Origin of the sequence: Polaribacter sp. (assembly GCF_049276715.1) — a bacterium.
Lineage (GTDB): Bacteria > Bacteroidota > Bacteroidia > Flavobacteriales > Flavobacteriaceae > Polaribacter.
Map to the genome: position 1 here is coordinate 1 of NZ_JBASWY010000046.1, position 16,380 is coordinate 16,380.

The following is a 16,380-nucleotide window of genomic DNA, read 5'->3' on the forward strand; positions in this document are numbered from 1 at the left end:
TTAAACACCCACAAGATTATTATTCAGCAAACTCAGGTTCAGTTTCAGGTTTTATCTACTACAATGACACAATTAAATTCGCAAAAAAGCACCACCTAGAAATTCTACAAATCCTAGATGAGTTCGAATCTGATTGTGGTAAATTAGAAAACAAACCAAGCCCAACTGATGAGGTTCAATACTTCAATCATCTTGCTTGGTTCTCTTGGAGCGCTCTTGTAAGCGAAATTATTGCGTTTATAGAAAATTAAAAAAGAAAATAGAAAGAATTACTTCTTTCTATTTTTTATCCTTTTATCTATAGGGGTGGTAAACCTGGTAATCGGGGTAAACCTCAACACTGGTAGGGGTTTAGAGTGGTAAATTGAGTGGTAAGCTAGCGGTAAGGTTGGTAAGGTGCATAAAAAAACCACCTATTCAATCTGAATAATTAAATAGGTGGCTAGTTTTAAAAAGCTTTTTTATTTAAACTTTTTCTTGTAATTCCCTTGCGTATCTACTCGAATAAATAATTTGTCTTTACATAAAAATCGACCAATTGAACCTCCTCGTACATTGTGTTTAGTAAACAGTTCGCTTTGTTCACTTTTCTTGAATTCCATAGGTAATTCTTTGTAGAGGCTAAATTTGTTTTCCTCAAGGTTATCTAGTGGATTTGTAGAAGACAACTTGTTGTATACGCGTAAAGCATTTTCTCTAAAATACTCTACCAATAGTATAGCATCATTTAAACTTTTATCAGATAGATCATTACTAAAAGTGTTTGTTGATGTTTGCTCTATCATCTCTAAAATTAAAGCTAGCCTCCAAACATAAATTTCCAACTTTGATTGTATTAATGTTTCTAGATCGTCTTGATGACACTCTTTAACTTTTTCACTTTGCCATTCTTTGTAAATTTCTATTTGGCTTTCTGTTGTTTTTAGAGTTTTATTAGTTGTGCCAAATAAATCTTGAATTAGCTTATTGTAGCTTTGATAGTGAATCTATCATATTTTTATATAATTTAAAATGTTTTAGGCAGTTCATAGGTCGATTATTAGAATTATTTCTAGCCTTTATAATCTAAATTGTATCTTTTGCATACTATCTTCCGCTTTATACAATTATAACATTTAGTAATTGACAGAGTCAACTTACTTTTATTGTGGTTGTAGTTTTCTGGTTTTTAAATTGTTTTTTTGTGTCATTTTATACATATAAAATTGACGAAGGTTTATTAGTAATAAGAAGACAATACTATTGGTCTTGATTTTCCTGTTTATCTTCCTTGCCAAATAATACAATCAAGAGATGGCTCTTCATAAAATAAGTTCTTTGTCCAACCTTGAAAGGCTTCAAGATCCCCCTGTTACACCAGTCATTGATGCAATTGAGGCTTACGTCGAAGAATTTAGCGGTTTCTTTTCGAGTTAAGTGGGGTTTGTTGGTCAAGTTTAGATATTTGACCTTTGGATTTGCAGCGAACTTTAGGAGTTCCATTTTTATTTCGCTACTAATGAAGTTGGCCAATTCGATTGGCGAGATTTGAATTAATGTCGATTGTATCATAAATAATTGTTTTTAAATATGGTACAAAGAAAGGGGAAAGAAGAATTTAGGCACTTATATGCAGTGCCAAAACGAGTGCCAAATCGTAATTTATTTAGATTTTATTTTCTTTAAAAGTTGTTCAAATTCTAGCGACCTGTAGGCTTTGGTTTTTTTATAGGTTCCGCTAAAAATTTTTCTTGAAGTGTCAATATGACAATCAAATAATTCACTAAAAATTTGATGTTGTAACTTTTCATCAAACTTTTCAATCATTAATTCAATGCAGCCTATTTCTTTTATGATTTGATACTTTTGATTTATTGTGAAATTTATTTTCGTCTTTTTTGTTACCGTCTTTTTTGCTTCGTCTCCTCTCGCTTCTAGTATGTCTTTAATTCTATCAATTTGCTTTTCTAAATCAATTTTATGCATCTCAATATGATAAGGAATACTTTTAGAATTTTTAAATTTGAACATCAAAGCTTCTGACTCTTTATAGTTGTACTTTAATTCCGTGTTGTAATTTCTTAAATCTTTTGTGTCAGTTTCTTTTAGTTCTTCTAAAGAAAGATTTAATGCCAATTCTATTTCTTTTTTTAATTGTTGTAATGTCATACTTTTTAAATTGTTTATTCTCCTTGAAAAAAGGGATGTGAACTAATTTTAACTGCTTTTTCTAAAGCACTGGCTTTTATGTAGTTATGAAAGTTTTTTTCACTTGTATGTCCACTTATTTGCATAATATCTAACGTTTCCATTCCTTCTAAGTAGGCATTAGTGCAGAAAGATCTTCTAGCGGTGTGTGTTTTGACTAAATCAAATTTAAACTTTTTTGTTATTACTTTTTTTCCACCAATGTTTCTTTTAGTATTAATTATCCCATCAATTCCAGCATTTTCGCATACTTCTTTAATTTTATAATTAATTTGTTGTTCAGGCATTCGTGTTGGAGGTTTATTACCGTATTTTTTTAAGATTGTTTTTACTTCTGGACGAAGTGGTATGATTAACTTTTTAGGATTCTTACGAGTTTCTAATTTTAAAAAAGTCCTTCCTTCAAAATCAAATAAATTTTCTTTATTGAGGTTGTTGAAGTCAGAGACTCTTAAACCCGTGTAAGCACCAATTAAAAATAAATCTCTTGCTTGCTCTAATTTAGGATGTAGAGATAAATCAAACTTGTATATTTTTTTTAGTTCATCTAGATTAAGATATATATTTTCAACATTTTCTCTTAACACTTTAAAACTTTTACTTTGGTATTTTAAGTTAGTATTAAATCCTTTTTCCGTTGCATTATTTAATAATGCTTTTAGGTTTTTAAAATGTTTACCAATATAATTTATAGAATAGTTTTGATCTTCATTCCATTCTTTATAATCGTTATAAAATTCCATATCGATATTGTCAAAGTCAATATTATAAACCTTATCATTAAATTTTCTTAACGATTTTTGAGTCAGTTTATAGCTTTTAATTGTCTGAGCTGAAAGAGATAATTCAGTTTGTCGGTTATTTATAAAAAAATCAAAGTATTTTAGTAAAGTATTAGGTTTTGAAGTCTCTTTGCTTTCTTCTGGAATCTCTAAGAAATTCTGATAAGCTTCTTTAGCTCTTTTTAGAGTTGGTTGTTTGCCTTTTGAAATGAGTTCATCCTCAAAATCTTCAAAATGTCTTTTTAAATTTTTAACGAGATCCTTTATTTTTCTAAGATTTTTAATTTCAGTTCTATTTTTTACTGATTGCGTTTTTGAATTCCAATGTTTTGATAATATTTTAAAGCCTATTGCTTTTTTAAAATCAACTTTGCGTCCATATCTATATCTTATGTATATAGAATGCTCTTTATTTTCTACTTCTTTTTTTCCAATGTTTAATCCAAACGTAATATTTGCCATTTTGTATTTATAGTTATTGACTATGCAAAGATAGTTATTTGCCCACAATATGCCCACATTTTAATTTCGTAAAATTTTCTAATAGGTTCTAATATTTTACACTTGCTTTTTTTAGTGGGTTTAAGGGGGTTTGTGGCTTTTGATAAACATAAGGAAGTATAGTGAATGTGGTCCAAGTGGGACCACATAAATCCATAAATGCTTTTAACAAGTGTTTATGGATTTTTTTTAACTTTTGTTTCAAATTTAAAGTTTGTAATTTTAGAAATCGTTTTTGATTAAAAGGAACTTTACAATAAAATGAAAAAAGTAATTACATTCACTTTAATTTTTTTTCTATTTCTTTCTAATAGAGCAATATCACAGTCAATAGAAATAGAATCATTTAATCAAAATCCTTTAGAAGTTAGTGCTTTGTTAGGTGCAAACTTAACAATCGATTATAAATATTCGGGTGAAATTGGCACAACTAGCAATCATATTTATATTGGTTTAGAAATATTAGACAGCAATAATAACTATGTAAGCACAGTATCTGAACAAACGCTACAAAATCAACAATCGGGTTCTAACATCCAAAAATCTGTAAGTTTTTTTATAAGTAGTAGTCATAAATTATCATCAGATTTACCAAATGGACAATATTATCAAGTAAAAGCAATATTATACACAATTGGTTGGAATGAGATTGCTTGGGCAGGATATTGGAACACACCTAAACTCATCCTACAAAATACAAGCAATTATAATTTTAGTAGCAATATAATTAGCAAAGGAGCAGATATTAGTTGGATGTCTGAAATGGAATCTCAAGGTTTTATTTGGAAAGATAATGCAGGAATAACGAAAGAATTAATGCCTTTGTTAAAAGAATATAATTTAGATGCTGTTAGACTTCGAGTTTGGGTAAATCCAGAAAACACCTCTGTAAATGGTTGGTGTGATATTGATGATATGATTCGTAAAGCTGTTTTAGCAAAATCTGCGGGTTTAGACATTATGCTAACGATACATTACAGTGATTCTTGGGCAGATCCAGGAAAACAAAATAAACCTGCAGCTTGGGTAAACATGGCTGTTTCAGAATTAGAAACCACGATTTACAATCATACAACAGCAATTTTAAATGCTTTGCAACAAGAAAATATTACACCAAAATGGATTCAAATAGGAAACGAAACAAATGACGGTCTTTTATGGCCAACAGGAAAAGCATCTACAAATGGGTTTGTTAATTATGCAAAATTTTTAAATGCTGGAGCAAATGCTGTAAAGACCTTTAACAACAATATAAAAACGATTATTCATTTATCAAATGGAAATGATAATGAATTGTTTAAATGGAATATTGGAGGTTTGATCAACAATGGTTTGACAATTGAAAATTTTGATATTATTGGATTATCACTATATCCAAGTTTTAATGATTGGAAAGAATTAGTAGATGATGCCTATGCAAATATGACCGATTTAAAATCGAGATATAATAAAGATGTAATGTTGGTTGAGGTTGGTTCAGAGAATAATCGTCCAGATATTGCCTATCAGTTTTTGTTATATGCAATAGAAAAAACAAAAGAAGTTGGTGGCTTAGGAGTTTTTTATTGGGAACCAATTGCACATAAAAATTGGAAATCGTATTCGAAAGGTGCTTGGGATGAAGATGGAAGCCCATCAATTGCTATGGATGCTTTTATTGATAAATCAACATTAAATATAAACACAAATAATTTTGAAGAATTAGCATTTAAAATTTATCCAAATCCAACTTCAGAAATCTTACAAATTAACTCTTTAGAAAGGATTAATTCTGTAAAAATTTATGATTTAAAAGGCAGTTTACTAAAGGTGATAAAAAACATCAATGCTCAAAACACTATTGATATTTCAAATCTTTCGACAGGAATATACTTTTTAGAAGTGAATCATAAAAAACAGTTGAAATTTATTAAACAATAGTATAAAGCAAAAAGCATTCAAGAAATTTCTTGAATGCTTTTTTATCAATTTATATATAATTCCCCAGAAAGAGAATCAGAATAAAAAATTTTAATACTTACCAGATTCTAACTCTATCTTCTGGTTTTAAATACATTTTATCTTCAGGCTTTACATCAAAAGCTTCATAAAAAGCATCTACATTTTTTAAAGGCATATAAGCTCTATACATTCCTGGAGCATGAGTATCTGTCATAATTAAGTTTTTAAGAGCTTCATCACGCATTTTGGTTCTCCAAATTGTTCCCCAAGAAAGGAAAAAACGTTGTTCTGGAGTGTAACCATCAATTTTTTCAGGTCTTCCATTTTTGTTTAAGAAAATTTGTAAACCTTCGTAAGCAGCTTGTACACCACCTAAATCTCCAATGTTTTCACCTAAAGTAAATTCACCATTTAAATGCATGCTATCTATAGCAATAATGTTGCTATATTGATCTATTAACTTTTTACCAGCTTTTGCAAATGCTTCAGAATCTCCATCTGTCCACCAATTTCTCATATTTCCATCACCATCAAAACGAGATCCAGAATCATCAAAACTATGCGAAATTTCATGTCCAATAACAGCTCCAATTCCACCATAATTTACAGCTTCATCTGCTCTGTAATCATAAAAAGGAGGTTGTAAAATGGCTGCAGGGAAAACAATCTCGTTATTAACAGGATTAAAGTAAGCGTTTACTGTTTGCGGACTCATACCCCATTCAGTTCTATCTACTTCTTTTCCTAATTTTTCCATATTTTTAATATAGTTCCATTTGGTAACGTTAATGGCATTTTCAAAGTAAGAACCACCATTTTCTAAGCCTTTTACTTCTAGCTCAGAATAATCTTTCCATACATCTGGATACGCTATTTTAACGGTTAACTTGTGTAATTTTTCTAGTGCTTTTTCTTTAGTTTCTGCACTCATCCATGGCAATTGTGCAATTCTTTTTTCGAAACCAAGCATTACATTATCAATCATTTCCTTTGCTTTTTTCTTAGCTTCTGGTGGAAACATTTTTTCTACATAAAGTTTTCCTAAAGCTTCACCAACTGCACCATTTAAATTAGCTAAAGCAGTTTCATCTCTTGGACGTTGTTTTTTAGCTCCACGCATTTCTTTGCTGTAAAATTCCCAATTTGCAGTTTCTAAATCCGTAGATAAAGAACCTAAAGAGCTATTGATTGTATTCCAACGTAAAAATAATTTTATGTCTTCTACAGACGTTTTGTTAAAAATATCGCTCATGGCTTTAAAATATCCAGGATCTGTAACAATAACTGTTTCTAAATCTGCAACTCCAATTCCGTTTAAATGTGCTTGCCAATCTATAGCAGGTGCTAGTTGTTGCAACTCAGCAACCGTCATTGGATTGTATAATTTTCTAATGTCTCTGCTTTCTTCTTTAGTCATCATTGGTTTTGCCAAACTAGTTTCGAAAGCAACAATAGTAGCTGCATTCTTTTTTGCAGTAGCTTCATCATCACCAAATTCTTGTAACATTTTTGCTACAAATTCTTGGTATTTTTCTAATTTATCTTTTACAGCAGCGTCTGCATAATAATCTCTGGTTAACCCTAAAGAACCACCACCCATGTAACCTGCATACTGGCTACTGTTTTTTAAATCGTTATAAACACCAAAACCATAAAAACCACCACCTCCATAAGGAGCCATGTTAGTAATATAAGTTTCTATGTCTTTTTTGGTTTTAATTTCATCAACCTTTGCTAAATAAGGCATAACAGGTGCTTTACCTTGGTTGTTTCTAGCTACAGTATCCATTATTGTTTGGTAATAATTTACTGCTTTTTCTTGATCTGAATCTATTTCATTTCCTTCAGCATCTTTTACTTTTGGAAAATTTCTTTCTTCGATTGCTTGGTTTAAAATTGTTAAAACGTCAGCATCTGTTTTTTTACGTAGTTGGTTAAAACCTCCCCAAGAAGTTTGATCGTCTGGAATTTCTGTTTTGTCTAACCAAGTTCCGTTTACATGTCTAAAGAAATCGTCTGTTGGTTTTACAGAGGTATCCATATTTTCTAATACAATACCTGCTACTTTTTCTTCTGTAGGTTTTTCCTCTTTACAAGACACAAAAGCAATTGTGGCTACTGCTGCAGAAAAAAATACTTTTTTGATAGTTTTCATTGTGTATATTTTTGATTAAGTTATTTGAATTTATTATTAGTTATTTTATTCTGTAACTTGTTACAAAGTTTAACTTTTTATTTTAAATGATAGCTCAAAATTATAAGTTAGTTGTAATATTATCAGTTATTTAACAGTTTTTAACATTATATTTTTGTTTACAGCAGGTTCTTGTAAGATATTTAGTTTAGTTACGACATAATTGGTACTTAAATTTATATAATAATGACAGAGAATTTAACAAAAGAAACCTTTTTGGAAAAAGTATTTAATTTTGAAAAAAATAAGGAATGGAAATTTGAAGGAAAAAAACCAGCAATAATAGATTTTTATGCAGATTGGTGTGGACCTTGCAAAATGTTAGCACCAATTTTAGAACAACTTTCAGAAGAGTATAAAGACAAAATAGACATCTATAAAATAGACACAGAAGCAGAGCAAGAATTATCTGCAGCATTTGCCATTAGAAGCATTCCTTCTATGTTATTTTGTCCATTAGAAGGCGAACCACAAATGGCAAATGGAGCTTTGCCAAAAGCAGAATTAGAAAGAATAATTGCAGATGTTTTAAAGGTGACAAAATGATAATTTTGTCATTCCTGTGAAAACAGGAATCTGTTTATAAAAAATCCTGAAAAGTAAAATTTTCAGGATTTTTTAAGTTCAAAAAAAAGATACATAAGTTTTTTATGCATAATAAAATTATGCATATATTTGATTTTTATAGCACAAACAAATAAACATTTACACGATTACACATTAAAACATGGGAAATCAAAAATTATACAAAGGTTCTTTGCAAACCATCATTTTAAAATTATTAGAAACCAATGATAAAATGTATGGCTATGAAATTACACAACATGTAAAAGAACTTACCAAAGGCGAATTGCAAATTACGGAAGGTGCTTTGTACCCAGCTTTGCACAAATTAGAAGCTGATGGTTTATTGGATGTTGAGGTTGCAAAAGTTGATAATAGACTAAGAAAATATTACAAACTCACAGAAAATGGTAGCAAAGAAACTGCCAATAAATTAGAAGAAATGCAAGAGTTTTTAAAAACGATGCAGCATTTGGTAAACCCTAAATTTAGTTTGGAGTAAATTTTTAAGTTATGGAACTAACACAAGATCAAATACAAAAAATAGAACGTTTTTTAAATAATAACAACATTACTTATGTTGATATTCGTATAGAAGCGTATGACCATATTGTAACCGATATTTTAGAGAAAACCAAAAATCAAAATATGAGTTTTGAAATTGCTTTTAATGCAGTTACAAATTCGTGGAGAAAACATATAAGAGAAACCTCAAGTTTTTATTTTGGGCTGTATTATTCTGCACCTAAATTGGTGATTGAAAAAGCGAAGAAGTCTTTTAAGAAGTTCTATTTTTTATACATGTCAGCGTATTTTTTTCCTTTGATTTTTATTCAATATTTAAAAGTTCCTTTTATTATTAATATTATCAATACAATTTTTCCATTGATACAAACAATAGGCGTTTTTGCCACTTTTTTCTTTGTTTTTTTGATGATAAAAAAATGGAAAACCAAAGAAAAAACCACCTATAGTTTTGTATTAAGAACACAAACTGCAAGTTTAGCTTTTGGTGTAATCATTACGTTTAAGTTTTTGTTTACAAAATCGAATTATGATTTATCTACAAATGCAATTTGGATTGCTTTTACTTTTGCGTTTTTAATTTCTACTTACATTTATTATATCTTTTATCAAAAACATTTAGAGGCCCTAAAAACTTATAAAATTTCATAAACTATGGAATTAACTAAAAACCAAATTCAACAAATAGATAATCGTTTAAAATCTGGAGGCATTAAATATTGGGATTTACGTTTAGAAATGATAGACCATATTGCAACAGATTTAGAGCAAAACTCAAAAAGGGATGACTTTAACAAAGAACTAAACAATTCTTTAAAACGAATTGGTTACTTCTATAAATTATCTGCTACAAACACTCAAGGTTGGCAAAATGTAAATAAATTTTATAGAAAGAAATATTTAGATAATATTAAAACGTATTTAAAAAGTCCGTTGATTTTACTTTTAATAGCATTAAGTATCGTTATTAATTATTTCTTGTTTGATTATTTGCCAATTAAAACTTTTAAGCTAATTAACTTTTCTGGTTATATTATCGTTTCTATTCCATTTTTTATCCTTACAACAAAACTATGGTTTAAGAAATATGGTAAATCTGTACACTTAGATTATGGTATTTTTTACTTTGGCTTTGCTTTAATTATGCTAAATTTACCTCTACTAATCTCAGACTATTTAGATGTTTTTTATCAAAAGATATTTTTAATTTTATTATTACCCTTCTTTACTTTAGCTACATTTTCTGGTTATCAACTTTTTAAAGAATCAATTGAAAAAATAGAAAGAATTAGAAAAGAACTAAATCTATGAAACTAACAGAAAACCAAATAGAAAATTTATACCAATTTATGCGCCAACATTATGTAGAATATTATGATGTGCAAATAGAATTGGTAGATCATTTAGCCAATGATATAGAACAAATTTGGGAAGAAATTCCAAATTTAACTTTTGAAGAGGCTAGAGATAAATCTTTTAAAAAATTTGGTATTTTTGGTTTTATGGATGTTGTCCAGGCTAAAGAATGGCAAATGACAAAATCATATATTAAACTTGTTTTCAAATTTGTAAAAGAATGGTTTCAATTCCCAAAAATTCTACTTACCCTTATTTTATTTTTTACTTTTTTTAAACTTCAAGAATTTAAAGTTGGATACACTATCTGCATAAGTATTTTTATAAGCGTTCTTGTATTTCAGCTTGTTTTTATGATTGTTAATGGAAAAAAATTGAAAGAAAAACAAAAAAGAACAGGTAAAAAATGGTTACTAGAAAATGTAATATTTGTTAATGGAATATCAAATATTTTAGTTTTGATAATTTGGTTTTGGGATTTTCCTTTTGATAATATGCAAGAGTTTTTAGCAATGGGTAATTTCACGAAAATACTTTCAGCTATTTTAATTACATTTTTAATCATTGTAGGGTTCATAACACTAATTGTTATCCCAAAAAAAGCAAACCAACTACTTCAAGAAACGTATCCTGAATATCAAATTTCTTAATTTTATTTTTTGATGAAACTAACAGAACCACAAATAGATAATCTCTACAAATTTACACGCCAACATTATGTATATCATTATGATGTACAAACAGAATTGGTAGATCATTTAGCCAATGATATTGAGCAAATTTGGGAAGAAATGCCAAAGCTATCTTTTGAAGAAGCCAGAGATAAATCCTTTAAAAAATTCGGTATTTTTGGCTTTATGGATGTCATTGAAGCCAAACAAAAACAAATGAACAAACGCTATTGGAAAATCATTTTACGTTTTGCTAAAGAGTGGTTTACAATACCAAAAGTAATAACAACGATTGGGATCTTTTTAGGATTCTTTTTAATGTTTCAGATACCTTATTCAGAGTATATTTTTTTTGGAACACTTTTAATTTTAATCATTTTTGAAATGATTGCTGTTTACAAAATTAGAAAAGAACATAAAGCAAAAGAAAAATCAGATGAAAAAATCTTTTTATTGGAAGCCATGATTGGCACTACAAAAAATGGCTATACAGGTTTTGCAATGGTGAACCTATTTAACTTCGTTAATTTAACTAGATTCGATTTTTCAGGATTATCAATTTATTGGCTAATTTTAATTTCTTTTACCTTAACCTTATTAAGTATTTTGTTCTATGTTTCTAATTTCGTTTTACCTCAAAAAGCAGAAGAATTATTGCAAGAAACGTATCCAGAATATAAAATGGTTAAAAATTTGTAACAAAAACCCAAAACCAACTACTTATAAATCAACTAAACTAAATTTTATATGATTTCACATTTTTTAAGATTAGAATGGAAACAATATTTTAGATCTTCTCATTGGGAAAAAGGAATAGCAATAAAAATATTAATGGTATTTTTTGCCTTATATTTTGTTGTTTCTTTTCTCGTAATTGGAGTTGGTGGTTATTATATTCTAAAAAAAGAATTTCCAGATCAAGATCCTTTACAAATGGTAAATGCCTATTTATTATATGCTTTTTTAGGTGATTTAGTAGTAAGGTATTTAATGCAAAAACTACCTGTAATGAATATTAAACCAATGTTAATTTTACCCATAAAAAAAACCAAATTGGTTCATTATGTTTTAGGGAAATCATCATTTTCTGCATTTAATGTTTTTGGTTTATTTTTTTACATTCCTTTTTCTGTGGTTTTAATTAAAGAAGGCTATAATTTAACAGGTGTTTTGGGGTGGTTATTTTTTATTATTCTTTTAATACAATCGAGTAATTTTTTAAACTTTTTAATTAATAAAAGTAACGTTGCTTTTGGTGTTATTTTAACAACTTTAGCGTCTTTAATTGCGCTTCAAAAATTTAATTTTTTTGATGTAACTAGTTTTGGAGGTCAAATCTTTGATTCTATTTATACAAATCCTATTTATTCTTTAGCGGGCTTAATTTTATTAGGAGTATTATATAATTTAAACTTTAAACAGCTTCTCAATCAAGTTTATTTAGACCAAGCAGTTTCTCAAAAAGTAGAAGAAGCAAAATCTGCAGACTTATCATTTGCAGATAGATTAGGAGATGTTGCACCTTTTATAAAAAATGACATGCGTTTAATTTGGCGAAATAAAAGAACAAAAACAGTTTTTTTAATGTCTTTTTTATTTCTTTTTTATGGGATGATTTTCTTTACCCAAGAAACCTACAAGGAAATGCCAGCCATGTTGATGTTTGCTTCTTTATTTGTAACAGGAGGTTTTACATTTAATTATGGTCAATTTATTCCTGCTTGGGACAGTGCACATTATAAAATGCTAATGAGCCAAAGTTTTAAATACCGTAAATTTTTAGAATCTAAATGGATTTTAATGGTGGTTATGACTTCAATTTTATATTTATTAAGTTTTCCTTACTTGTATTTTGGATTAGATATTTTCTTGATGATTACTTGTGGTGCAATTTTTAATATTGGGTTTAACTCATTGTTTTTGCTTTTTGCAGGCTCATTTAATAGAAAAAGAATCGATTTAAATAGAAGTGGATTTGGTAATACACAAGGTACAAGTGCTACTCAGTTTATAGTAATTATACCTCTAATGTTATTTCCAATGCTAATTTTTTGGTTACTCAATAAATTTGTTGGAGGTAATTCTGGGTATATAGCTGTTGCTTCAATTGGAGTTTTATGCTTATTACTAAAGAATTATGCCATGAATTTCATAGAAAAAAAATACATAAAAGATAAATACGTAATGATTAATGCTTTTGGCAAAGAGGCTTAATTTAATTTTAAAAAAATAGATAATGATTACAATAGATAAAGTTTCAAAAAAATACGGAAATGCAGAAGTTTTAAATGTAAATTCCATAGAAATTCCTAAGGGCCAAAGTTTTGGTTTGGTGGGTAATAATGGCGCAGGTAAAACCACTTTATTTAATATACTTTTAGATTTAATTAGACCAACAACTGGGTCTATAACCAACCACAATATTCAAGTAAATACTAGCGAAGATTGGAAAAAATTTACAGGTTCTTTTATAGACGAGTCTTTTTTAATTGGCTATTTAACCCCAGAAGAATATTTCGATTTTGTGGGCGATTTAAGAGGCATGAACAAAGCAGACGTTGCGAATTTTTTAAGCAAGTTTGATGAGTTTTTTAACGGAGAAATTACAGGTAAGAAAAAATATTTAAGAGATTTAAGTAAAGGAAATCAGAAAAAAGCAGGCATTGTTGCTGCAATGATGGGAAACCCTCAAGTAGTTATTTTAGACGAACCTTTTGCAAATTTAGACCCAACAACACAAATAAGGTTAAAGAAAATAATTAAAGAATTAACCGAAAACAGAGAAATTACGGTTTTAATATCTAGTCACGATTTAACGCACGTTACAGAAGTTTGCGAAAGAATTGTGGTTTTAGAAAAAGGAAATTTGGTAAAAGACATTGTTACATCTGCAGAAACTTTAAAAGAATTAGAAAGCTATTTTGCTGTTTAAATAGGCAATTCTTATTTTATTGCTATTTTTACGCTCTTATTTATACTATTTTCGTTAGAAATTAGTTGTAAATAAGAGTTTTTAATTTAGATTTACCTTTGTGAAAAACACCCAAAAAATATTTGTTACGTTTATAATTTTTGTCCTCTTATATGCTTGTGGTACAAAAAAAGACACTATTGTTAGCAGAAATTATCAGGCATTAACAACAAAATACAATGTTTTGTTTAATGGTAAAGAAGCTTTTAACAAAGGTATTGAAGAAATAAACAATAAATACAAAGACGATTGGTTTAATCGTTTGCCAATAGAACCTATAGAATTTGAAGAAGATAAAATTGTGGCTCCAACCTTTAATGGTCCAGGAGCAGGTTTTAATGGCGATAATAATGATGAAAAAAAGGAAACAACCACTTTCGAAAAAGCAGAAGAAAAAGCGGTAAAAGCCATACAAATGCATGGAATGAATATTAATGGTTTGGAACGAAACAGGCAAATAGACGACGCTTATTTATTGCTAGGAAAATCTAGATATTATTCACAACGTTTTGTACCAGCAGTAGAGGCTTTAAATTACGTAATTGCAAATTACCCGAATGCAAACTTAATTGCAGAAACTAAAATCTGGAGAGCCAAAGCGAATATAAGGATGGACAATAAAGAATTGGCCATAGAAGCTATGAAACTCTTACTAATAATTAGAGATACTTTAGAGGCAGATTTACCAAACAAAATAAAAGAACAAGCATATACAACTTTAGCAATGGCCTATGTTAGGAGTGATACTATGCAAAAAGCAAAACAGAATTTACAGTTAGCTACTAGAACTTTAGAAAACGTAGATCAAGGAGCTAGAAACCTTTTTATTTTAGGACAAATATTTAGTGATGAAAATAAAAAGGATTCTGCAAATCAAGTTTTTACAAGATTAGTAAACTTTAAAAAAGCACCCTACAAATATAAAATTCATGCAAATATAGAATTGGCTCGAAATTCTCCAAACGATTCCACATCAGTTGTGTTATTAGAAAAATTACAAAAACTGATAAAAAACAGAGACAACAGACCTTATTTAGATGAATTATATTATCAAACAGCAGTTTTAAATCAAAATCAAGATAGCATTCAATTAGCCATCGAAAACTATAACAATTCTTTACGGGCTAAAAATGGAGGTGATAAACAAAAAACATATACCTATGAAAATTTAGGTAATTTGTATTTTAAAGACGCAGTATACCAAAAAGCAAGTGCTTATTATGATAGTGTTTTGCAAATTTCTAAAGACAGTATCGATCTAAGGATTAGACGAATTAGAAGGAAACATAAAAACTTAGCATCATTAATTAAATTCGAAGAAGTTGTAGCCACAAATGATAGCATTGTAAGAATTGCTTCTTTACCAAAAGAAGAACAAAAAATATTCTTTGAAGATTACATTGCAAAATTAAAAAAAGCAGATGAAGAAAATGCGCAATTAAGACTAAACCAAATGGCTTTTGGCAATTCTGGTAGTGGTTTGCAATCTGCAAACAAAGGAAGTTGGTATTTTTACAATAACCAATCTTTAAGTTTTGGAAAAACGGAATTCAGAAAAATTTGGGGAACAAGAAAATTAGAAGATAATTGGAGATGGTCTGAAAAAGCAACAATTGGTGGTGCTCAAAAAGATGATGTGCAAGTTGATAAAGTGAATTCAAAATACGATTTAGACACATATATTAGCTCCATTCCTACAGATCTAGAAATTATAGATAGTTTAAAAACAGACAGAAATCAGGCCCTATACGAATTAGGATTAATTTATAAAGAACAGTTTAAAAATCAAAATTTAGCAAAAATAAGGTTAGAAAGAGTAGCTTCTTTAAACCCAAAAGAAGAATTAATTTTACCTATCAACTGGCATTTGTATCAAATTTATAAAGATTCAGAAAATGTTGATAAAGCAGAAATACATAAAAATGTAATTCTAACTCAGTATCCAGACACAAAATTTGCGCAGATAATTTTAAATCCTGATGAAATGGTTGAGGAAGAAATTGCTGTAAATGAGATTGAAGACAACTACAAACAAATGTATTATCTGTACAAAGAAGACAAATTTGACGAGGTGATTAATAAAATAGAAATATTTATTATTACCATTCCAAATTCTGAATTATTACCAAAGTTCGAATTATTAAAAGCGTATGCAATTGGAAAGTCTAAAAATGTAGAAGCTTATAAAACTGCGCTAGAATTTGTAATTGTTAGCTATGGTAATACAGATGAAGGCAAAAAAGCAAAGGTTATTTTAGACAAACTAATAAAGTAGGCTAGCATTATGGAAAGAAATGTAATTGGAAAAAACACCAAAATAATAGGCGATATTATTTCTGAAGGAGATTTTAGAATAGATGGTGTTTTAGAAGGCACTTTAAAAACAAAAGGAAGAGTTATTATAGGTGTAGATGGCTCAGTGAAAGGAGATGTGGAAGCACTAAATGCGGATATAGAGGGTAAAATATCAGGTAAATTACAAGTAGAGAAAACACTAATAGTAAAAGGAATAGCCTCTATTTCTGGAGAAGTAATTACAGGAAAACTTTCTATTGAACCAGGAGCAGATTTTAATGCATCTTGCGAAATGAGAATTGTAAAAAAAGATCCAAAAGTTAAGGACGAAAAAAAATTAGAACAAAAACAAATAAGCCATCAAAAAGCAATCAAAAAAACCTTTAAATAAAG

Annotated in this window: 17 protein-coding genes; 12 read left to right on the plus strand and 5 right to left on the minus strand. The window is 28.8% G+C overall.

Annotated elements, in window-relative coordinates; genetic code table 11:
- Positions 1 to 251: DUF7222 domain-containing protein (locus tag WAO74_RS12275; RefSeq protein ID WP_422162534.1), on the plus strand; the 251-nt coding region annotated here is incomplete at its 5' end.
- Positions 252 to 461: 210 nt separating this feature from the next.
- Here WAO74_RS12275 and WAO74_RS12280 read toward each other — a convergent pair.
- From WAO74_RS12280 to WAO74_RS12295, 4 genes are all read right to left on the minus strand, one after another.
- The gene (locus WAO74_RS12280; RefSeq protein ID WP_422162691.1) at positions 462 to 986 is read right to left on the minus strand and encodes a DUF3987 domain-containing protein; all 525 of its coding nucleotides are present in this window, start codon (positions 984 to 986) and stop codon (positions 462 to 464) included.
- 253 nt (positions 987 to 1,239) lie between these two features.
- Positions 1,240 to 1,551 (minus strand): helix-turn-helix domain-containing protein, encoded by a 312-nt coding sequence (locus WAO74_RS12285; protein WP_422162536.1) that lies wholly within the window; start codon positions 1,549 to 1,551, stop codon positions 1,240 to 1,242.
- A gap of 90 nt (positions 1,552 to 1,641) precedes the next feature.
- A complete protein-coding gene (locus WAO74_RS12290; protein ID WP_422162538.1) occupies positions 1,642 to 2,148 on the minus strand; it encodes a hypothetical protein in 507 nt (168 codons plus the stop codon).
- Positions 2,149 to 2,162: 14 nt separating this feature from the next.
- Positions 2,163 to 3,431 carry a phage integrase SAM-like domain-containing protein gene (locus tag WAO74_RS12295; protein ID WP_422162540.1) on the minus strand — a complete coding sequence of 423 codons (1,269 nt, stop codon included), beginning with the start codon at positions 3,429 to 3,431 and terminating at the stop codon, positions 2,163 to 2,165.
- A gap of 300 nt (positions 3,432 to 3,731) precedes the next feature.
- Here WAO74_RS12295 and WAO74_RS12300 point away from each other — a divergent pair, with 300 nt between their 5' ends.
- Positions 3,732 to 5,390 (plus strand): glycosyl hydrolase 53 family protein, encoded by a 1,659-nt coding sequence (locus WAO74_RS12300; RefSeq protein WP_422162541.1) that lies wholly within the window; start codon positions 3,732 to 3,734, stop codon positions 5,388 to 5,390.
- 97 nt (positions 5,391 to 5,487) lie between these two features.
- On the opposite strand, the gene WAO74_RS12305 is transcribed toward WAO74_RS12300, so the two are convergent.
- Entirely contained in the window at positions 5,488 to 7,566 is a 2,079-nt protein-coding gene (locus tag WAO74_RS12305; protein WP_422162543.1) for a M13 family metallopeptidase, read from the minus strand.
- 225 nt (positions 7,567 to 7,791) lie between these two features.
- Here WAO74_RS12305 and trxA point away from each other — a divergent pair, with 225 nt between their 5' ends.
- The 10 genes from trxA to WAO74_RS12355 all read left to right on the plus strand — a co-directional run bounded on the left by trxA (position 7,792) and on the right by WAO74_RS12355 (position 16,378).
- Entirely contained in the window at positions 7,792 to 8,151 is a 360-nt protein-coding gene (trxA, locus tag WAO74_RS12310; protein ID WP_422162545.1) for a thioredoxin, read from the plus strand.
- A 181-nt stretch (positions 8,152 to 8,332) separates the two neighbouring features.
- Positions 8,333 to 8,671, plus strand: coding sequence for a PadR family transcriptional regulator (locus WAO74_RS12315; RefSeq protein WP_422162546.1), 339 nt, complete (start codon positions 8,333 to 8,335; stop codon positions 8,669 to 8,671).
- Positions 8,672 to 8,682: 11 nt separating this feature from the next.
- Positions 8,683 to 9,345 carry a hypothetical protein gene (locus WAO74_RS12320; protein ID WP_422162548.1) on the plus strand — a complete coding sequence of 221 codons (663 nt, stop codon included), beginning with the start codon at positions 8,683 to 8,685 and terminating at the stop codon, positions 9,343 to 9,345.
- A 3-nt stretch (positions 9,346 to 9,348) separates the two neighbouring features.
- A complete protein-coding gene (locus tag WAO74_RS12325; RefSeq protein WP_422162550.1) occupies positions 9,349 to 10,005 on the plus strand; it encodes a hypothetical protein in 657 nt (218 codons plus the stop codon).
- Positions 10,002 to 10,700, plus strand: coding sequence for a hypothetical protein (locus WAO74_RS12330; protein WP_422162552.1), 699 nt, complete (start codon positions 10,002 to 10,004; stop codon positions 10,698 to 10,700). Before WAO74_RS12325 ends, WAO74_RS12330 begins: the two co-directional genes overlap by 4 nt.
- Positions 10,701 to 10,712: 12 nt before the next feature.
- Entirely contained in the window at positions 10,713 to 11,420 is a 708-nt protein-coding gene (locus WAO74_RS12335; protein WP_422162554.1) for a hypothetical protein, read from the plus strand.
- Positions 11,421 to 11,468: 48 nt separating this feature from the next.
- Positions 11,469 to 12,935, plus strand: coding sequence for a DUF5687 family protein (locus WAO74_RS12340; protein WP_422162556.1), 1,467 nt, complete (start codon positions 11,469 to 11,471; stop codon positions 12,933 to 12,935).
- A 22-nt stretch (positions 12,936 to 12,957) separates the two neighbouring features.
- Entirely contained in the window at positions 12,958 to 13,653 is a 696-nt protein-coding gene (locus WAO74_RS12345; protein WP_422162558.1) for an ABC transporter ATP-binding protein, read from the plus strand.
- Positions 13,654 to 13,753: 100 nt separating this feature from the next.
- The gene (locus WAO74_RS12350) at positions 13,754 to 15,967 is read left to right on the plus strand and encodes a tetratricopeptide repeat protein (RefSeq protein WP_422162560.1); all 2,214 of its coding nucleotides are present in this window, start codon (positions 13,754 to 13,756) and stop codon (positions 15,965 to 15,967) included.
- Between the two features lie 9 nt (positions 15,968 to 15,976).
- The gene (locus tag WAO74_RS12355) at positions 15,977 to 16,378 is read left to right on the plus strand and encodes a bactofilin family protein (RefSeq protein WP_422162562.1); all 402 of its coding nucleotides are present in this window, start codon (positions 15,977 to 15,979) and stop codon (positions 16,376 to 16,378) included.
- Positions 16,379 to 16,380: the final 2 nt, after the last annotated feature.